General features: G+C 44.4%; 17 protein-coding genes. 11 read left to right on the forward strand and 6 right to left on the reverse strand.

The window, feature by feature from the left end:
• Positions 1–113: 113 nt before the first annotated feature.
• A complete protein-coding gene (locus tag Q4549_RS11355; protein ID WP_303512352.1) occupies positions 114–1481 on the forward strand; it encodes a methyl-accepting chemotaxis protein in 1368 nt (455 codons plus the stop codon).
• Positions 1482–1724: 243 nt separating this feature from the next.
• Positions 1725–2318, forward strand: coding sequence for a PEP-CTERM sorting domain-containing protein (locus Q4549_RS11360; protein WP_303551457.1), 594 nt, complete (start codon positions 1725–1727; stop codon positions 2316–2318).
• A 91-nt stretch (positions 2319–2409) separates the two neighbouring features.
• Here the strand turns inward: Q4549_RS11360 and fldB are convergent, their stop codons facing one another.
• Positions 2410–2928: a flavodoxin FldB gene (gene fldB, locus Q4549_RS11365; RefSeq protein ID WP_303551454.1), complete on the reverse strand. Its 519-nt coding sequence runs from the start codon at positions 2926–2928 to the stop codon at positions 2410–2412.
• 102 nt (positions 2929–3030) lie between these two features.
• Here fldB and xerD point away from each other — a divergent pair, with 102 nt between their 5' ends.
• The 4 genes from xerD to trxC all read left to right on the forward strand — a co-directional run bounded on the left by xerD (position 3031) and on the right by trxC (position 7115).
• Positions 3031–3951 (forward strand): site-specific tyrosine recombinase XerD, encoded by a 921-nt coding sequence (gene xerD / locus Q4549_RS11370; RefSeq protein ID WP_303512355.1) that lies wholly within the window; start codon positions 3031–3033, stop codon positions 3949–3951.
• Positions 3952–4062: 111 nt separating this feature from the next.
• Positions 4063–4851, forward strand: coding sequence for a thioredoxin fold domain-containing protein (locus Q4549_RS11375; protein ID WP_303551451.1), 789 nt, complete (start codon positions 4063–4065; stop codon positions 4849–4851).
• A gap of 83 nt (positions 4852–4934) precedes the next feature.
• Positions 4935–6656, forward strand: a complete 1722-nt coding sequence (gene recJ / locus Q4549_RS11380) for a single-stranded-DNA-specific exonuclease RecJ (RefSeq protein ID WP_303551449.1) — start codon at positions 4935–4937, stop codon at positions 6654–6656.
• Between the two features lie 27 nt (positions 6657–6683).
• A complete protein-coding gene (gene trxC / locus Q4549_RS11385) occupies positions 6684–7115 on the forward strand; it encodes a thioredoxin TrxC (protein WP_303551446.1) in 432 nt (143 codons plus the stop codon).
• Between the two features lie 56 nt (positions 7116–7171).
• On the opposite strand, the gene Q4549_RS11390 is transcribed toward trxC, so the two are convergent.
• The 4 genes from Q4549_RS11390 to Q4549_RS11405 all read right to left on the reverse strand — a co-directional run bounded on the left by Q4549_RS11390 (position 7172) and on the right by Q4549_RS11405 (position 9863).
• Complete coding sequence (locus tag Q4549_RS11390) at positions 7172–8176, reverse strand: hypothetical protein (protein ID WP_303551443.1); 1005 nt, start codon at positions 8174–8176, stop codon at positions 7172–7174.
• Between the two features lie 189 nt (positions 8177–8365).
• A complete protein-coding gene (locus Q4549_RS11395; RefSeq protein WP_137674870.1) occupies positions 8366–8587 on the reverse strand; it encodes a hypothetical protein in 222 nt (73 codons plus the stop codon).
• A gap of 75 nt (positions 8588–8662) precedes the next feature.
• Positions 8663–9061, reverse strand: a complete 399-nt coding sequence (locus tag Q4549_RS11400; protein ID WP_303551440.1) for a hypothetical protein — start codon at positions 9059–9061, stop codon at positions 8663–8665.
• Between the two features lie 55 nt (positions 9062–9116).
• Positions 9117–9863: an SDR family oxidoreductase gene (locus Q4549_RS11405; protein ID WP_303551437.1), complete on the reverse strand. Its 747-nt coding sequence runs from the start codon at positions 9861–9863 to the stop codon at positions 9117–9119.
• A gap of 190 nt (positions 9864–10053) precedes the next feature.
• Here Q4549_RS11405 and Q4549_RS11410 point away from each other — a divergent pair, with 190 nt between their 5' ends.
• Together Q4549_RS11410 and Q4549_RS11415 are read left to right on the forward strand one after the other, a co-directional pair.
• Positions 10054–10449, forward strand: a complete 396-nt coding sequence (locus tag Q4549_RS11410) for a heme-binding protein (RefSeq protein WP_303551434.1) — start codon at positions 10054–10056, stop codon at positions 10447–10449.
• A gap of 328 nt (positions 10450–10777) precedes the next feature.
• Positions 10778–13414 carry a hypothetical protein gene (locus Q4549_RS11415; protein ID WP_303551431.1) on the forward strand — a complete coding sequence of 879 codons (2637 nt, stop codon included), beginning with the start codon at positions 10778–10780 and terminating at the stop codon, positions 13412–13414.
• A gap of 80 nt (positions 13415–13494) precedes the next feature.
• Here Q4549_RS11415 and Q4549_RS11420 read toward each other — a convergent pair whose 3' ends face one another.
• Positions 13495–15399: a sigma-54-dependent Fis family transcriptional regulator gene (locus Q4549_RS11420; RefSeq protein WP_303551428.1), complete on the reverse strand. Its 1905-nt coding sequence runs from the start codon at positions 15397–15399 to the stop codon at positions 13495–13497.
• A 290-nt stretch (positions 15400–15689) separates the two neighbouring features.
• Between Q4549_RS11420 and Q4549_RS11425 the strand changes: the two genes are divergently transcribed.
• From Q4549_RS11425 to Q4549_RS11435, 3 genes are read left to right on the forward strand one after another with little or no spacing between them, the layout of a single operon-like run.
• A complete protein-coding gene (locus tag Q4549_RS11425; RefSeq protein ID WP_303551425.1) occupies positions 15690–16790 on the forward strand; it encodes an ABC transporter ATP-binding protein in 1101 nt (366 codons plus the stop codon).
• Entirely contained in the window at positions 16783–17886 is a 1104-nt protein-coding gene (locus tag Q4549_RS11430; RefSeq protein ID WP_303551422.1) for an ABC transporter ATP-binding protein, read from the forward strand. Before Q4549_RS11425 ends, Q4549_RS11430 begins: the two co-directional genes overlap by 8 nt.
• Positions 17879–18742 (forward strand): carbohydrate ABC transporter permease, encoded by an 864-nt coding sequence (locus tag Q4549_RS11435; protein WP_137674878.1) that lies wholly within the window; start codon positions 17879–17881, stop codon positions 18740–18742. Before Q4549_RS11430 ends, Q4549_RS11435 begins: the two co-directional genes overlap by 8 nt.
• The last annotated feature ends 22 nt before the right edge of the window (positions 18743–18764 follow it).

Below are 18764 nucleotides of genomic sequence, written 5' to 3' on the forward strand. Positions count from 1 at the left end.
TTTTTTGTTTGTCTTATCTCATTAGCTGAACGGCGAGATCTCGCATTCATTCAGCACGGGTCATAACATGGATGATCATTAATTGCGCAGTGCAATACAAAATGGAGTTTGTCATGAAAGAAGTCCCATTTAGATGGATCGATCGCTATAACATTCATTTAAAGTTACAGGAGAAATTCCTGTTAATGTTTGCTTTCCCCATGTTGGCCTTGGTGGCCATTTTGCTGATTGTATCAAGTAATTTTGAACAGCATTTGGCGCAGGTACATTTGCAAGAAGCGCAATTGCTAAGCCAAGTGATTCAAGCCGAACCAGAGCAACTACGCAGCGTGTTATCGCGTGCGGGATACTCTTTACGGCAAAATACAGTGACCTCACAACACGACGATACCTCAATATTTGATTTGTTTTCGGGATTTCAGTACGCCAGTATCGCGGCCATTTTATTTGTGGCGGGTTTGCTGTTTTATTACATCATGACCTTTATTGGTGGGGCGATGTACCAAATACACAACGCCCTAGATATGCTGGCCAAAGGTGACTTAACCTATCGTTTAAACTATTTCCCAGTACGTGATGAATTTAGCTCTATTGCCATCATTATTGATAAAGTCGCAGAGCGCGAGCATCAACTGGTAAGCGAAACCAATGCCACCAATGGCTTGGTAAAGCAGCTTTGCGAGCAACTAAGCAGTACCAGTGAACAATGCAACAGCCTTAGTGTTCAGCAGCAAGACAGGGTCGACTCGCTGGCCAGTGCTATTGAGCAAATGGTGGTGACAATTCGCAACGTTGCCGCAAACGCTAATGATACCGCCGAGCAAACCGACCAAGCTAATCAAGCCACCAGTGATGGGCAACAAAAAGTTGAGCTAACCGTAGACGCCATTGAGCACCTAATGAATGACGTGCAACGAGCGGAACAAGCAGTAACTCAGCTAGAACAGCGCACGCAAGATATTGGCGCGGTGGTCACCACTATTAACTCTATTTCAGAGCAAACCAATCTACTGGCCTTAAATGCGGCTATTGAAGCGGCACGAGCTGGCGAGCAAGGCCGCGGATTTGCGGTGGTGGCCGATGAAGTACGTAGTTTAGCTGGGCGCACCCAACAAGCTACGGTAGAGATTCAATCAATGATTGAAGAGCTGCAATCTACCAGTTCCGGTTTAAGTTCTACAGTGAAAGAAAGTGTGCAGCGCGGCGAAACCAGCAAAGAGATGATGGGCGGGGTGCACCAAACTATTGCTGATATTCATCAGCGTACTGATATGGTCTCGGCAAAAATTTCTGAGATTGCCACCGCTTCCGAAGAACAAGGTGCGGTAGCCACAGGCATTTCGGACGATACTCACCAGTTGCGTGATCAAACAGTGTTGGTGACCGAACTCGTTCAAGGTTCAGACCAAGCGATTAAGTCTTTGTTAGAACAGGTAGAAGTGCTGGAACTACTGACTAAAGAGCTAAATATTAAGCGCTAAGGTTTATTTAGGTCGGGTATCTAGTTAACTGTTCTTGCACGATAAAGCGTTGAGTTACATATATTTATAATTTAAACCTTATTAAAGCCGGTTAAATGTGTCGGCTTTATTTACATTTTTAGTGATATGATATTCGAAATAATCCTAACCTACTGATTAATTTGAATATTTACGGCTGGTCTGTTTTTTGCTTTAGCCCGCGATGAATATATAAAATATGATGTTACTTTAGGATAATTATCAATGACTAAGCTGTTCCCTTTATTGTTTCTAACTTTGTTTGCCAATCAACTAAGTGCCACTATCTTATCGTTCGAAGATATACCTGGCGGTAGTGTGCAAAACCAATATGGGCATGCCCAAACTTACAAAGGTTTTAACTTCTCTAGCACTCTAGACTGGTTAGATTTAGAAGGTTCTAGTTGGAATTATGGCGCTAAAAGCGGTGAATTTGGTATGCTAAATAACCGTGGTGGTGTGGGCGTTATTACAGAACAAAATGGTGCAGATTTTACTTTTGATGGCCTTTGGGCGAAGAAATGGGCTACAGGTAAAGAATCTGGCGGCGCAGACTCTTCGTTTGGCGTATTACAAGGTTACAATAATGGTGTGTTAGCGTGGACTGTTGGTACTAGTTTAAATGGTAGTTATGAGTACTATAGCGCTCAAGCAGGCTTGATCGATGAATTACGTTTGGGCTTTGGCGGTATCTTTTTAGTTGATGATATTGTGCTAAATGAAGACGTTCCTGCAACAGTTTCTGAGCCTGCAAGCTTGGCCATTTTTGGCTTAGGTTTGGTGGGGCTTGGTTTTGCTCGAAAGCGTAAAGTAAACTAATTTATATTTAGGTGAACATCAAATGCCCTGACAGCTGTCAGGGCATTTTTATGTTTGGAGTAGTAAGCTTCTAACGAGCATTGGCTTAGGTTTAGGCTAACTGTTTCAGTTCTTCTTTCAGCTGCTCACACCATTGATGAATGCGTTCATCACTTTGTTCAAACTGGTGTTCGTCGTCTAGCGCTAAACCATAGAAGAATTCTCCGTCTTCAGTAAGCGCTTTAGAGGCTTCAAATTGGTAACCTTGGTTTGGCCAAAAGCCAATAAAGTTTGCGCCAGAAGGGGCTAATTGCTCAAACAACATGCCCATTGCATCTAAAAACCATTCGCTGTAACCAATTTGATCACCCAAGCCAAACAGGGCGATGGTTTTGTTTTTTAAATCTAGGCCTTCAAGGTTGTCCCATACCGCTTCCCAATCTTCCTGTAATTCGCCATAATCCCAGGTAGAAATACCGAGGATAAGTAGCGAATAATCACTCATTTGCTGCACGTCGCAATCTTTGATGTTGAATACATCAAGGTTGTGCTCAGCAAATTCAGCTTGAATCTTTTCAGCTGCCATTTCGGTGTAACAGGTAGAAGAGCCGTAGAACAGGCCAATGCGCATGCTATGCATCCTTTAAAGCGTTGGAGAGTGCGCGGGCAGTGTACCAAAAGCCTTTAGTAACACCAATATGCTAAGTCTTAGCTTTGTAATGTAGTGAGCGAAATGCCAAGTAAGCAAGTTAAACCAAAAGCCAGCAAAATAGATAATCCACATATCAACCGTTTTATCGAGCAACTGTGGTTTGAGCATAGCCTTGCAGAAAACACCCTTAATTCCTACCGAAACGATCTTAACCAGCTTGCCTGTTATTTACAGGGCAAACAGCTTGCGATTGAATTAGCTGAAGCATTGGATTTGCAAGGGTTTATCGCTTCGCGATTTGAGTTAGGTCAAAAGCCTGCTAGTGCGGCTAGGCAGTTATCTACCATGCGGCGTTTTTATCGTTTTTTACTGCAGGATAAAATCCGCACCAACGACCCTTGTGCATTGCTGGTACAGCCCAAGCTGGAGAAGAAGCTCCCTGGCACCTTAAGTGAAAGTGAAGTTGAAGCCTTGTTAGATGAGCCGCAGCTCGATGATCCGATTCAGCATAGAGACTTAGCCATGTTAGAGGTTTTGTATGCCACTGGCTTGCGTGTTACCGAGTTAGTGAGTTTACAAATAGAACAGGTGAGTTTGCGCCAAGGTTTAGTCAGAGTTGTAGGTAAGGGCGGTAAAGAACGTTTAGTGCCTTTAGGTGAACAGGCTGTCGATGTATTAGAGCGCTATTTAAAACACGCCCGCCCAATGTTACTTAAACAAGAGAGTGACGTATTGTTTCCTAGCTTGCGTGGTAGCCAAATGACTCGGCAAACTTTTTGGCATCGCATTAAGCGTTATGCGAGTTTGGCGGGTATAAATAGTCATTTGTCGCCGCATACCTTGCGTCATGCATTTGCGACCCACTTGTTGAATCATGGTGCTGATTTGCGTGTGGTACAAATGCTGTTAGGCCATAGCGATTTGTCTACTACGCAAATCTACACCCATGTTGCTAATGAGCGTTTACGCTCGGTGTACCAGCAGCATCATCCGCGCGCTTAAATGCGCTAGTAACCGCTTTGTAATTAAAATTTTGCATTTAAGCCATAGAGACGGTAAGTTTTGCTGTGTTTGCACGGTCTGCTTAAACACCCCTAATTCGGAGAAGATTTAATGAAATTATCCAAGGCCTTACTGTTGTCGATGAGTTTATTCGGCCTGAGCCTAAATAGCGCGTGGAGTGAAGACGCAGCCCAGTTAAGCGCTGTTAAACTAGATACCAGTAAAACCCAACATGTCATTGAAGCACGTTTAGGGGTGAGTGTTGACTCCATTGCTGAAACGCCGCTGGCGGGTATTTATGAAGTAGCCACCAGCCAAGGTTTATTTTACGTAAGCTCAGACGGAAACTATTTACTGCAAGGTAGCTTGTTTGATTTGGTGAATCGGGTAAACCTAACCGACCAAAGTATGTCTAAGGTGCGTTTAACGCAACTGGCTAGCTTTGAAGATGACATGATCGTATTTAAAGCTAAGGATGAAAAACACGTTATTACGGTGTTTACCGATACGAGTTGTGGCTATTGTCGTAAGCTGCATAACGAGCTTTATACTTATAGAGATAAGAACCCAGAAACCAATAAAGTGGAAGACCTTCCAGGTTACACCGACTTGGGTATTACCGTTCGTTACTTAGCTTTCCCGCGTGGTGGAGTGGAGTCACCAGTGTATGGTGAAATGCAAAGCGTATGGTGCGCCGATGATAAAACAGCCGCTATGAGCGCGGCTAAAAATGGTAGCAACGTAGCACGTAGTAGCTGCGATAATACGGTATTAAAACAGTATCAATTAGGCGAAGCCTTTGGAGTGCGTGGCACGCCAGCTATGGTATTGGAAGATGGCACTATGTTACCAGGCTACCGCCCACCCGCTGCTTTGCTTGAGTATTTAGAGCGCGGCTAAACATTAAGCGCCTATAATTGGGCTCCTGCTTTTTAATTAGAGCGGAGCCTTTTTTATTTACTTCAAAAAAGAGTAAACCAACCGTGTTATTACGCCGCAGAGAAGACCTAGATACCCAAGCATTACCCAAAGACTGGCCAGAGCTGATAAAGCAGGTTTATGTACGCCGTGGCGTAAAAACCGCAGCCGATGTAGAACGTCGAGCGCAAGCTTTGTTGCCGTTTCAAGGTTTACAAGGCATGGACGATGCGGTGAGTTTACTCATCGAAAATCTCAGCGTAAGAAAGAAGATAGTGATTGTGGGCGACTTTGATGCCGATGGCGCTACCAGCACCGCACTGTTAATGGCGGGCTTGCCACAATTTGGTTTTCGTCCGGTAGACTTTTTAGTGCCTAATCGTTTTGAGTATGGCTATGGCTTAAGCCCTGAGATTGTAGAGTTGGCTGCCGCTAAGGGCGCCGAGCTTATCATTACCGTTGATAATGGCATTTCGAGTATTAGCGGTGTAGAAAAAGCCAGCGCCTTGGGGATCCCGGTATTAATTACCGATCACCACTTACCTGGGGAGAAGCTCCCCAAAGCAGCAGCGATTGTTAACCCTAATTTGTCGGCTTGTGCTTTTCCTAGTAAAAATTTAGCCGGTGTGGGCGTTGCTTTTTATTTGCTAATGGCGCTGCGCAGCAAAATGCGTGAACAAGAATTGTTTGCAAAACAAGGTTTGCAAGAACCTAACATTGCCAGCTTATTGGATTTGGTGGCGCTTGGCACAGTAGCTGATGTAGTCCCTTTAGACAGCAATAACCGTATTTTGGTACACCAAGGCTTACAGCGTATTCGAGCGGGTGCATGTCGCCCCGGCATTCAAGCCTTAATTGAAGTGTCTGGCAGAAATAAAGCCAATATGGTGGCCAGTGATTTAGGATTCGCTATTGGTCCACGTTTAAATGCTGTAGGTCGCCTAGATGACATGAGTTTGGGTATTCACTGTTTACTGAGTGACGATATTCATCATGCTCGCCAGTTAGCCAGCGAAATGGATAGCCTGAACAGCGAGCGTAAAGATATTGAACAAAGCATGCAGCAGGAAGCGCTAGTTAGTGTGAACGAGCTGAGCTTAGATGCAGAATCATTACCTAAAGCCTTGTGTTTATATCAAGCAGATTGGCACCAAGGTGTGGTGGGATTGGTGGCTTCGCGTATTAAAGAAAAGTATTACCGCCCAGTGTTTGCGTTTGCCGATGGCGATAATGGCGAGGTGAAAGGCTCGGGTCGCTCCGTTGCGGGGGTTCATTTACGTGATTTGTTAGAGCGTATCGATACTCAGAATCCTGGTTTAATTAGCAAGTTTGGTGGCCACGCTATGGCGGCGGGTTTATCTCTCCCGCAAGCGCGCTTTGCTGAGTTTAAAGCCTGTTTAGAAAATACCGCGAAAGATTTTATAGATGAAGAGTGTCTTACTCATATGCTGCTTAGTGATGGCGAGCTGCTACCCGAGCAATTGGTACTCGGTTTTGCCGAAATGCTCAGGGAATCAGGTCCTTGGGGGCAAGGCTTTCCTGAACCATTATTTGATGGCGAATTCGAGCTTTGTGCGCAACGGGTAGTTGGCGAGAAACACTTAAAAATGAGTGTAAAGCTACCCGGCATGTCGCAAGAAATAGATGCTATAGCATTTAATGTCGATCGAAGTATTTGGCCAAATGCCAGCCTAAAACAGGTGCAGTTGGTTTACAAATTAGATGTAAATGAGTTTCGAGGGCGCCGTAGTGTGCAGTTAATGGTTGAGCATTTAGCGCCACTGTAAGTTGCTCGTTATTGGAGAATGAAATAAATGCCTGAATCACTCATCGTTATTTGCCCTAGCTGTAACGCAGGTAATCGCTTGCCTCAATCGCGTATTGGCGAACAGGCTAAATGTGGAAAATGCAGTGAAGCCCTATTTAAGGGCGAACCGATAGATACTGATGAAGCAGGTTTTGCACGCCATATTGGTGGCGAGTTACCCGTTATCGTCGACTTTTGGGCACCTTGGTGTGGCCCATGTAAAAGCATGGCGCCAGCCTATGAACAAGTGGCTAAGCAGTTTGCTCACCAAGCACAGTTTTTAAAAGTGAATACTGAAGAGCAACAAGCTTTAGCGCAGCGCTATCAAATTCGCTCTATTCCCACATTGATGTGCTTTAAAAGCGGTAAACTGCTCGGACAACAAGCAGGGGCTTTACCTGCCCAAGCTATGCAGCAATGGATTGAGCAGTTTGTGTAATGAGTCAAAGCTGTATCTAGGTGAAGATGCCCAGCATATCACTGGGCATAATTTAGTTAGTTGGTCGTTAAGTTATGAAGGTGAGTGATGGCTTTAATCGCATTATCGAAAGAAAAGGCAACATTGGGCTCGGCAAGCAAAAGTGTTTCTAAGCTTTCGGGCTCAGCTAACACCGCTTGATGGATAGCTCCTTGGTAATCTATTAAGGCCCAGTCTATTACCATGTAAGCGCCCGCATACTCGTAGGGAGAGCTTATTCTTACAATAGCTAAATTAGCTACCGTGTCATGTTTTACTGTCCAGCGACTATCACCTATCTCGATGGTATCGTCGTCTATCAACACGTAGTTAACTTGCCCAGGAAGAATTAATTCAGCAATTTGCTCTAAAGTTTTTCCCTCGATAGAACCATTGCTGATGAAGCTATCTTCGTCACTGACATCTACCATAATCAAGGGAACAGTAGGATAAGACACCATTTTGTAGCCATATCCTGCAAAGTTAGCGTCATCCCAGGTCCAGGGGACATCGCTAATGTTTAGCGCTGCATTTAATGCGCCTTGTTTAGATAGATCAACTTGCTCTGCGTAGATTTTAAAATTCATGTCTAAAATAGCACTGGATACTAACAAGTAATCATCAACCACTTGCATGTCATCGCCGTCATTAAAGAACTCTGTTTCAGGAAGAATATTCCATGACGTTCCATTCCAAACATTTGAGGTAAGTGAGCTTGTCTCCGACTGCTGCTCTTCAAAAGTGTTGTCACTCATCGAATAAGCAATGGAGTAAGGCTGAGGATCTTGGGCAAATACTTCGATATTGATGGTATCTTCATCAAAGTGGTTGAGCGGATCGTTGGAGACGTTAGCGATGTAGCTTTCATCCCAGCTTAATATCTGTTGGTACTGCTCTAAGCTCAATCTGCTAGGTGAAAACTCACCAGGAGTAGTCGGGGGCGTAGTGGGTTTGTTTGCGATTGGCGTTCCATCATCACCTCCGCCACATCCTGCCAAGGTTAAACTGATTGCTATCGTTATGGCACTTAAAGTTTTATTCATGTTTATTCCGTTAATACTTTGAATGATGTCATTGTCTTAGATTCACAAAACGCAAGATAATGACATAAAAGTCATTAGCTGGTCTATTGTTTTGTAAGATGGTTAGCGGTGGCGTTATGTGAGGCGATAGAACTAGGCGAGATTACAAAAATGGGCTTATAAGTAAGTGACTTAGCAGCGACAGACTAACTATTGGCTGTTGTTTTTCATTAGCAGCAAGGTCAGTACTATTTTACTCGGTACCATTAGTAATAAACCCAGACCAATAGTAACGGCGATAATCTGCACACCACGAACGCCCATTGATACGCTAATGTTGGAAAATAGTGCTAAACCCACGCCCAGTATCACTAACGCTAAACCTATAGCGATTACGATATACAACAAATATGTCCAAGCCTTTTGAGTCATTGCTAGTGTCTATGGTTTGAGCGATGACGACTATTATTGAGCAGTAAAATTTGGTGTGCTTTGCGCTAGCGCAGGCTAAGGCTGATTGCTTACAACCTCAAATTTCCCCTTGCTGCTTATGGTATCTAATACTGCAATGTTGTCTTGCCATAATAGCTTCCCTTCCACTCGCCAGCGGGAGTTTAAGTTTGGATTGCTGGCCGCTGGAGCGATAATAATCACCGAGAGAGCTTGGTTGGGTAAAACTTTAGCATGTATATAGAGGGTATTGTCTTGCAATGGGCTGATACCTTTCACCACAATGCTTCCTTCTGCCCAAGCTGCAGTTTTACTGCTTAGTGCTTGCTCTAGGGCTAGTTTAGGGAGTTTCTTAAATGGGCTGGCTGGGGCCCAAGTGTAGTAGCAAAACAAAGCAATTAATAAGGCTAATACAAAAGGGATGCGTTTATCGATGACACGAGGATCTTTTACCATTTTTCTCACTTATAACGTCATATTACTTAGTCCAGCATAACTGGGTTTTAGGCACTTAGCGCCCACCCGTTACATCCAAAATACTACCAGTTACGTAAGACGCTTTATCTGAAATAAGCCAAGCGATCGCTTCGGCTATTTCTTCTGGCTCGCCGCCTCGCTGTAGTGGAATTGCACTTCTTAATCGCTCAATACGATTTGGCTCGCCACCATCTGCATGCATTTCTGTGTGTATAAACCCAGGACGAACACCATTTACGCGTATTGCTTGCTCGGCTAATTCGAGAGACAAGCCTTTGGTTAGCGTATCTATGGCACCCTTGCTTGCTGCATAGTCAATGTATTCAAAAGGCGAACCTACACGAGCCGCAGCTGAAGATACATTAACAATGCTTCCTCCAGATCCGCCATAGTTAGTTCCCATTCTTTTAATCGCGTATTTACAGCACATGAATGCACTCGTTACATTAACGCTAAAAAGCTGATTAATTCGCTGAGCGGTCATTGCTTCAAGCCGCATTTGAGGAAACAACATTGCGGCGTTGTTGACTAGCGCGTTGATTGGCCCAAGTTGCTGGTCAATGTGATTAAACAGTTGCTCAACTTGTTGTTCATCACTGATATCCGCTCTCACGGCAATGGCGGTACCTCCTGTAGATTGAATACGTTCTACGACCTCTAATGCTGCGGCTTGGTTTTTCTTATAATTGATACATACTGAATAGCCTTGTTCAGCGAGCAAACATGCCGTGGCTGCGCCTATCCCTCTGCTCGAACCAGTAACTAAAGCAACCTTGCTCATCCATGCTCTCCTTCGCTTCAACACTTTATTCTATGCTAGCAAGCTTAACACCTTAACTGAATAGCGTTACTACTCGTATTAAGTGGCGAACCTTCGAACTATTGTGCGAGGAATTTGAGTGTGAAGCATTGGTTTTAAGCCTAAACCTTTCTAGACTCAAGCCACTTATTGTTACTTGAAGAGATTAATTATGGATATTACCTTTGACCTTGCCCGTGCATTAACTGAAAAAGCTTTAGGCCTTGCTGGTGAGAAACAAGCAAATATTGCGGTAGCAGTAGTAGATGCACATGGTGAGTTAGTGAGTTTCGCCCGTATGGATGGTGTTGCGTTTCATGCCGCGGTGTTGGCTAAGAATAAAGCCTATACGTCGGCGCGTGACCGCCAGCCTACCGCCAATTTAGCTGCTTGGGCTCAAGAAACCGGCAAAGATATGGGCTATTGGAGTGATGCTCGTTTTACCGGTATTCAAGGCGGCGTGCCAATTTATCTGGATGATCAAGTGGTTGGAGCGCTAGGTATTAGTGGTATGAGTGAGCAAGATGACGCTACTTTAGCTCAAGCCGCAATCGATACCTGCGTTTAATTCAGATCAAACTTTTGTCACGAAGCGCAGATCTTTGATTTGCGCTATTGATTAATCTCTCATATTATTCCCCGTTAAGCTTATCCGTCAACTCGCCTATAGATTGTCTTAAAGGCGTAATAGGCTTGAGTAATAGTCCTTAATCTTAGTGAGTTTTAAGGTTTACTTTTCTTTAAAACTTGAGATACGTAGGTTTACCTATAGCTTAGTCATTTTATTTGGATACAAAGTGGCAACAGCTTTGCTTGGTTAGATTAGGCATTTAGCTGCCCACTTATTGGGCATGGCTGCTTTGGTAGTTACAGCAATGAAATACAGGGAAGTAATAATGATTGTTCAAATTAACCGGCTTTTAAATCAATTTCTTAAAATGAGCTTGATTGCTTCGCTGTTGTTATTAACTGCTTGTATCGATGAAGAGGAAGAAGTATCTCCTGTACCTAACTCCGATGCAGCGGTGCAGGTTAAAAACTTGCGCCTACAAGAAGGTACTACAGAGCTTGCCGTTGGTGACTCCTCTCAGTTGGTTGTTAATGCTGACTACAATAATGGTACTACCAAGCCTTTGCCTAAATCAGGCCTTATTTGGCGCTGTGAAGGCTTTGCTGTAGATATTAGTTCAAGTAGTGAAGTGAGTGCGGTCAAAGCCGGTGAGTCAAACTGCATTGTTTCATTTAGTATGTTGCAACTGGCAGTAGATTTTGTCGTCGCAGCAAATGATAATCCGACTTCACCAGGAGAAGGTGATACGACTTCACCAGGAGATGGTGATACGACTTCACCAGGAGATGGTGATACCACTTCACCAAGTGATGTTGGCAAGCTTCGTTTAGGTGCTGGGGAAACGTCTTTGAAAGAAGGTGACACCTCTCAGTTAGTTGTTAACGGTGTTTATGCTGATAATTCAACTACGCCTATAGCAAACTCTGAGCTTGTTTGGCAATGTGATAGCCCAGCAGTGAATATTAGCGCCACTAGCTTCCTAAGTGCATATAAAGCTGGCGAGTCTATTTGTAAAGTCAGTTGGAACGCGTTGACGCTCTCTGTAAACTTCGTAGTAACAGCCAGTGAAGTCCTACCTGATTTTATTAGTACCATTCCTCAAGGGCATTTGATTCTTCCTTTGGCTACTAAGCAAGACATTAAGCTTACCGGATACTTCTCCAATGGCACCAGTGAGTCTGAGCCTTCTGACGCAACATTGAGCTGTGATACTAGTAACGTTAGCTTAGATGCAGAGAATGTGTTGACCACCGAGAGTGTAGGCCAAGCCACTTGTACCGCTACTTGGAAAGAAAAGACTGCTCAGCTTCTGGTCACTGTGGTTGATTCTGCAGCTACTCAACGTAAATTGTCCTTAGCCTCTCTCGACCACTTGCGCTATTCCAATGAAGATTATAGTAAATTTGCTGCTTGGGTAGATAGAGCAGTAGAAGGTAATCCAGGTTACGGCTTTTCGCCTACAGACGCAGTCTACATGTATTATTTGACCCAAGATAAAAAATACATTGATTTAGCGATCGAAGATGTAGAAGCGCAAGTTGTTGCTGCAGAAGCAAAAATGGCAGAGGGTGACAAACCTAAAACCAGTTTCGATTCTTATTTGTATGTAGGCGGCTTTATATCTGAACTGGCTTTTACCTACGACTACGGCTATGAATTGTTAAGTGAAAGCCAGCGCACTCGATGGAAAAACTATGCCGAGCAAGCTATTTGGAATGTATGGAATCACGGTGAGGCTGAATGGGCTGGTAATTCTTTCCCTTGGAGTGGTTGGGCAACCACCAATCCAGGCAATAATTACCATTTCAGTTTTTTAAAGGCCACCATGACTTGGGGTTTGGCCTCTCAAAATAACACTTGGCTAAATCTATTAAACGATGACAAGTTGCCTAAGTTAGTGGCTTATTATGAAGGATTTGATAAGGGGGGCAGCCGAGAAGGAACCGGTTATGGGGTGGCTCAAGGGAAGCTATTTGAACTTTACCAAATTTGGAAAGACACTACTGGTGAAGACCTCTCAGCAAAATCTGTTCACTCTAAAGAAACCATTGATTATTGGATTCATGCAACTACTCCACCACTAGAAATGTTCGCTCCGATTGGCGACCAGTCTCGTGTATCTAAACCGGTGCTTTTTGACTATCACGAGAACTTGGTACAGCGTGCTGCTTCGCTAAATGTAGGCACTGATGAAGCTAAACGCGGTAAGTGGTGGTTAGACAATAACTCAGTTGACCCTATTCGCTACGGTTTTAATCTACATACCACCTTGTTACAGCAAGAACTGAATCAACTAGAACCTACAGAGTTGGTATATCACGCAACGAGTGCTGGGCACTTGTTTGTTAGATCTTCTTGGAATAGTGACGCCACTTGGTTATCAGCAGTAGCGGGTATTTATGATGAGTCTCACGCTCACCGTGATCAAGGTTCGTTCAGTTTGTATAAAAATGATTGGTTAGCGGTAACTCAGAACATTTGGTCTCATAGTGGTATCCATCAAGAGTCCGAAGTACATAACATGGTGCGTTTTGTCGAAGAAGGAGAAACCATTCTCCAAAAACGCGGCACCGAAGCAACTATGGATTACACCGTAAATGGTGCTGAAACTGTCATTAATATGGATCTAAGTGGTATTTATGCGTCTTATGATTCGGTCACTTTGTGGAAGCGAGATATTAGTTTTACCGCAAACAAAGTGTTGGTAACTGACCAGTGTGTGGTGGCGGATAGTGTTTCTGCTATTTGGCAGATTAACGTGCCGGTAGAACCGGTTATTAATGGTGATGGCTCGATAACTGCGGGTAACTTATTGATTACGCCTATCACTCCGGCAAACCCGGCAGTTAATGTTGTTAATTGGTTTGTGGAAAACCCCGCGAAATTTAAAGAGCCTCGTTACAAAATCGAATTGCAAGGCGCTGGCTGTAACTATCAAGTACAGTTAGATGTATTGAATTAATTATCTAAACAGTAGATAAAAATAAAGAGCCGATATGGCTCCTTTTTTATTGTTTGATGGTTACCATTAGGCAGCTAAGGCTATTTGTAACCACTCTCTCTTAGGCGCTTATAAACAGTGTTTCGGCTTACACCAAGCTGCTGAGCGGTTTTAGATATGTTGCATGATAAGGATTGATAAACCGCAACAATATCTTGAGTATTGGAGCTTTTAGTTGGGTGTTCGGCGGCGTTGCTGGGCGGTTCTGCAGAAGGCGTAAAGGCTTCCACATTGTTATTTTTGCCGTCTAAGTCAGCAAAGAAATCATCGGGTAAGTGTTGAAAATCGATGGCTTGATTGTCAGACATGGCCTGTGCAATTTGAATAACGCTGACTAACTGGCGAATGTTACCTGGCCAAGGGTGCTGGCAAAAGCTCTGCATGGCACGCTCGGTAATTAAGCCATCTTGTGGCGTCTCAGCGTAATAATTAAGTAAGAACTGAATCAAGTGTTGGCGGTCACTGCGGTGGCGTAACGCAGGTAACTCTATGTTTAAACCGCTGACCCGATAATATAAATCTTGGCGAAAACCGCCGGCTTCTACCTCATCTTTTAAATTACGATTAGTCGCCGATACCAGTTTAAAATCTACAGGGTATGACTCAGTGCTGCCCAACGGGTTAACACGGCGCTCTTGCAGCACGCGCAATAATCTAGCTTGCACATTTAAGGGCATGTCGCCAATTTCGTCTAAAAACAAAGTGCCTTTATCGGCTTTACGTATTAAACCAATATACCCCTTATTACTTGAACCTGTGAACGCCCCTTTTTCATAACCAAATAGCTCTGACTCGACCAACTCTTGTGGAATAGCAGCGCAATTTACCGTTACCATATTTTGTTTACTACGCAGGCTAGATTGGTGCAGCGCTTTTACAAACACTTCTTTGCCTACACCGGTTTCCCCGCGGATCAATATTGGGATCTCTTTATCAACAATACGCTTACTTTGTGCCACGGCTTTCGCCATTACTGGATCGCCGAGGTTGAGGTCATCTAACAAGAACGGCTGTTTCTTATCGCCTTGCTGGATATCGGTGTTGGTATCAGTTTTCAATAGCGTCCTAAAGTCTAAGACCCTAGGTTTAGCTTGTTTAGGTTTGTGTAAAATGCCATGCACTCTAAATTGCTGACAGGTGAGCAAAGGAACTTGAAAGCTCTCTGGCTGGTTAATGAGCTGGCTCACGCTTATGTCGAATAATTCACTGATATTTACCAGTTTTAAATCTGTTGCTAGCACCAGCTCTGCTCTGCGATTGGCTGAGATGACGAGTCCATTCTCGTCAAATACGATCAATGCAGACCATTGGCTATCTATGTTTTCGGGGCTGGTATTAAAACGTAGTAAAAAGTGTTCGCTGTTAAAGTGGGAGATAATGAGTTGGTTTTCTACCGCTTGTGACATGATTTTTACCATGCCTAAGGTATGAGATTCAGGTAGGTAAGTATCACTAGAGATATCGATTACGCCAACCATTTCTCGGTCTACTCCAAAAATAGGTGCAGCAGACCCGGTCATAAATCGATTAGCCACTAAAAAGTGCTCATCGTGATGAATTTGTACCACACTCCCTGTTTTTAGTGCGGTACCAATTGCATTGGTTCCTAATGCCGGTTCTTGCCAGCCGGTACCTGGAGCAAAAATCTCTTGGTGTTGTTGCTTAAAGCGCTGCTCGCCCCAGCTTTTTAATACGTAGCCTTGGTGATCTGCCAGCATTACTTGGCTGTTGCTGTTAGCTAAAAGGTTCTCGTAATAAGGCAAAACTTGGTGATGGGTGGTTTCTAACAGTTGATGATGCTGCTCTAACAAGCAAGACAAATCGCCCGCAGATTTATGTTCAACCTCCGGCTCACTGTGGTGGCTTAACCCCAAGTCTCGGCAACGCTGCCAAGAGTGTTTGATTAGTGCTTCATGCTCCAAATACCACTGAGTTTTTTCGCTCATTTTCGTCCTTTAATCAGCATCACATCAGTAAACGTGAACTTGATCAGGGCTGAACTTTCGCATACGAACATTATTTGGTCAAAACTGATTAACAAAATGTTCACATTGATCACGTTTTATGAACATGTTTAATTTCAATAAAAGCTTTAGTTAAAATTAAACTCTTTAAAATCAGTGCCTTGATTAAATCATTGAATGTGGCACGGCTCTAGCAATCATCTTCGTAGATTTGCGATTGTGAACACAGTGCGAACATTGTTTAGCGCTAAGTAAAAGGAGAGCCCCCACCCATGTCACTGACATTGGAAAACGTTACACGGATGGTTGACGGTCAATACTACATAAATCAAGCCAGTCTCAACTTTGAGCCGGGGTCGTTTAATGTATTACTTGGTCGCACCTTATCGGGCAAAACCAGCTTGATGCGATTAATGGCGGGTTTAGATAAACCCAATACTGGTCGAGTACTGATGAACGGATTAGATGTCACCGGAGTGTCGGTACAAGAACGAAATGTATCGATGGTGTATCAGCAGTTTATTAACTATCCCAACATGACGGTTTACGACAACATTGCTTCACCTTTGCGTTTAGCTAACGAATCGGAAACGCTGATTAACAAGCGGGTGATGGAAACAGCAGAAATGCTGCACATTACTTCATACCTATCGCGTTTGCCTTTAGAGCTTTCTGGCGGCCAGCAGCAGCGTACAGCCATGGCAAGAGCCTTGGTAAAAGATGCCGACATTATTTTATTTGATGAGCCTTTGGTGAACTTAGATTACAAGTTACGTGAAGAGCTTCGCCAAGAAATGCGAGATTTGTTTGCTCAGCGCAATACCATTGCGGTGTATGCCACTACTGAACCTAATGAGGCTTTAGCTCTAGGCGGTACCACCACCATATTGCATGAAGGGCGCATTATTCAAAGTGGCCCCACTGCTGAAACCTACCATTCGCCCTGCAATGTGACTGCTGCGGCGTTGTTTAATGAGCCACCGATTAATCTCATCACCGGCAAAATGAGCGCCACTGAAGTGACCTTTGATGACAAAGTGCATTTTCCTCTTAATGCTGACTTAAAAGCCTTGGGCGAGGGGGATTATCAGTTTGGTATTCGACCAAGCCATTTGAGTTTATTGCCTAAAAATGACGATGATCTAGAAATTTCGGTGCAAGTTGAGTTGGCTGAGATTTCGGGCTCCGAAACCTTTTTACATGTACGTAATGAGCACTTCCAATTGGTGCTGCATTTATCTGGCGTGCATTCCTACCATGTGGACGAAAAAATAAAAATCTATGTGCCTACCCACAAACTACACGTGTTTAACGGTGACGGGCAATTAATTCAGGCTTCGAGCCGTCGCATTGAGGACAACTACCATGGCTGAGATCCAACTTAAATCACTGGCTCACTGCTATGACAAGCAAGCAGACGAACCACTCTATGCCATTAGAGAGATGAATCATGTGTGGCAAAAGGGCGGAGCATACGCGTTGCTTGGGCCTTCGGGTTGCGGAAAATCAACCTTACTCAATATTATCTCTGGTCTGCTAGAACCCTCGGACGGGGAGGTTTTATTTGATGGGGTGAAGGTGAACGACATTCCGCCGCAAGAGCGCAACATTGCTCAGGTATTCCAGTTTCCAGTGGTGTACGACACCATGACGGTATTTGATAACTTAGCCTTTCCGCTGCGCAATATGGGCGCTAGCAAGGCCAAAGTGCAGTCAAAAGTTGGCGAGATTGCCGAGATCCTCGATCTCACCGCGGTGCTCAATAAAAAGGCCGCCAACCTAAGCGCCGATGAAAAACAAAAGGTGTCGATGGGGCGTGGTTTGGTACGTGACGACGTATCAGCGATTTTGTTTGATGAACCGCTCACTGTAATTGACCCTCATCTTAAGTGGAAGTTGCGCCGGAAGCTCAAGCAAATTCATGAGCAGTTCAACATTACCATGGTTTACGTGACTCACGATCAGCTAGAAGCCTCAACCTTTGCCGACAAAATTGCCGTGATGTACAACGGCCAAGTGGTGCAGTTTGGCACCCCGCGAGAGCTGTTTGAGCAACCTAACCATACCTTTGTAGGCTACTTCATTGGCAGCCCAGGGATGAACTTGATGGAAGTTGAGCGTTGCGAGCAAGGTGTGTGTTTTGGGCCACAACAAATTGCCTTAAGTCCAGTCGAGATGGCTGCGGTAAACGCAAGTCAGTCCAATAACCTAAAAGTAGGTATTCGCCCTGAGTTTGTGCATGTATGGGACAAGCCTAATGGCGATGCTTACCAAGCTGAAGTGTTGTTCGTAGAAGACCTAGGCACCTACAAAATCCTCAGTTTAAAGCTGGGTGAGCAGGTGATTAAAGCCCGCTTACAAGAAGACCAACGCGTACCGCAGCAACATGCCTACATTAGCTTTCCCGAACAATGGTTGATGCTGTACATCGATGAATACTTGGTAGCCAAGGAAGACAATCATGATTAAACCCTATACCAACAAAGCGTGGTACTTGGTCTTGCCAGTATTTGCGCTGGTGGCTTTTAGCGCCATCATCCCTTTGATGACGGTGGTGAACTACTCGATTCAGGATATTTTTGATGCCAATACTCGCTATTTTGTGGGCACCGAATGGTATCGAGAAATCCTTAACGATACTCGCTTGCACGATTCACTGGTTCGACAGTTTATTTTCTCTGGCTCGGTATTGTTAATTGAAATCCCATTGGGCATTTTAGTGGCGTTAATGATGCCTGCTCGCGGCCCTGGTTCGGTAGTGTGCTTGCTGGTATTGGCCTTGCCTTTGTTGGTTCCTCTGAATGTGGTAGGCACCATTTGGCAAATTTTTGGGCGGGCTGATATTGGTTTATTTGGCTGGGCCTTAAATAGCCTTGGTATCAACTACAACTATGCGGCAAACCCCATGGACGCTTGGTTTACCGTGTTGCTGATGGACGTATGGCACTGGACTTCGCTGGTGGCTTTGCTGTGTTACTCAGGCTTGCGGGCTATTCCAGATGCTTACTACCAAGCGGCGCGAATCGACCGTGCGTCAAACTGGGCGGTATTTCGTTTTATTCAGCTTCCTAAACTTAAAAACGTGCTGCTGATTGGCGTGTTATTGCGCTTTATGGACAGCTTTATGATTTACACCGAACCCTTCGTGCTTACCGGTGGCGGCCCGGGTAACTCCACCACATTTTTAAGCCAAACCCTAACCAAAATGGCTGTGGGCCAGTTTGATATTGGCCCGGCGGGCGCATTTTCCATCATATATTTCTTAATCATCTTGTTAGTCAGCTGGCTGTTCTATACCGCCATGACCCATAACGACGGTAAGTAAGCACTAGCGAAAGGATGCAACT

Source organism: Agarivorans sp. 2_MG-2023 (assembly GCF_030548085.1).
Taxonomy (GTDB): domain Bacteria; phylum Pseudomonadota; class Gammaproteobacteria; order Enterobacterales; family Celerinatantimonadaceae; genus Agarivorans.

Excerpts from the sequence above, each read along its gene's own strand:
- Q4549_RS11355 (WP_303512352.1), top strand. The coding sequence starts at position 114 with ATGAAAGAAGTCCCATTTAGATGGATCGATCGCTATAACATTCATTTA.
- Q4549_RS11360 (WP_303551457.1), top strand. The coding sequence starts at position 1,725 with ATGACTAAGCTGTTCCCTTTATTGTTTCTAACTTTGTTTGCCAATCAA.
- fldB (WP_303551454.1), bottom strand. The coding sequence starts at position 2,928 with ATGCGCATTGGCCTGTTCTACGGCTCTTCTACCTGTTACACCGAAATG.
- xerD (WP_303512355.1), top strand. The coding sequence starts at position 3,031 with ATGCCAAGTAAGCAAGTTAAACCAAAAGCCAGCAAAATAGATAATCCA.
- Q4549_RS11375 (WP_303551451.1), top strand. The coding sequence starts at position 4,063 with ATGAAATTATCCAAGGCCTTACTGTTGTCGATGAGTTTATTCGGCCTG.
- trxC (WP_303551446.1), top strand. The coding sequence starts at position 6,684 with ATGCCTGAATCACTCATCGTTATTTGCCCTAGCTGTAACGCAGGTAAT.
- Q4549_RS11390 (WP_303551443.1), bottom strand. The coding sequence starts at position 8,176 with ATGAATAAAACTTTAAGTGCCATAACGATAGCAATCAGTTTAACCTTG.
- Q4549_RS11395 (WP_137674870.1), bottom strand. The coding sequence starts at position 8,587 with ATGACTCAAAAGGCTTGGACATATTTGTTGTATATCGTAATCGCTATA.
- Q4549_RS11400 (WP_303551440.1), bottom strand. The coding sequence starts at position 9,061 with ATGGTAAAAGATCCTCGTGTCATCGATAAACGCATCCCTTTTGTATTA.
- Q4549_RS11405 (WP_303551437.1), bottom strand. The coding sequence starts at position 9,863 with ATGAGCAAGGTTGCTTTAGTTACTGGTTCGAGCAGAGGGATAGGCGCA.
- Q4549_RS11410 (WP_303551434.1), top strand. The coding sequence starts at position 10,054 with ATGGATATTACCTTTGACCTTGCCCGTGCATTAACTGAAAAAGCTTTA.
- Q4549_RS11415 (WP_303551431.1), top strand. The coding sequence starts at position 10,778 with ATGATTGTTCAAATTAACCGGCTTTTAAATCAATTTCTTAAAATGAGC.
- Q4549_RS11420 (WP_303551428.1), bottom strand. The coding sequence starts at position 15,399 with ATGAGCGAAAAAACTCAGTGGTATTTGGAGCATGAAGCACTAATCAAA.
- Q4549_RS11425 (WP_303551425.1), top strand. The coding sequence starts at position 15,690 with ATGTCACTGACATTGGAAAACGTTACACGGATGGTTGACGGTCAATAC.
- Q4549_RS11430 (WP_303551422.1), top strand. The coding sequence starts at position 16,783 with ATGGCTGAGATCCAACTTAAATCACTGGCTCACTGCTATGACAAGCAA.
- Q4549_RS11435 (WP_137674878.1), top strand. The coding sequence starts at position 17,879 with ATGATTAAACCCTATACCAACAAAGCGTGGTACTTGGTCTTGCCAGTA.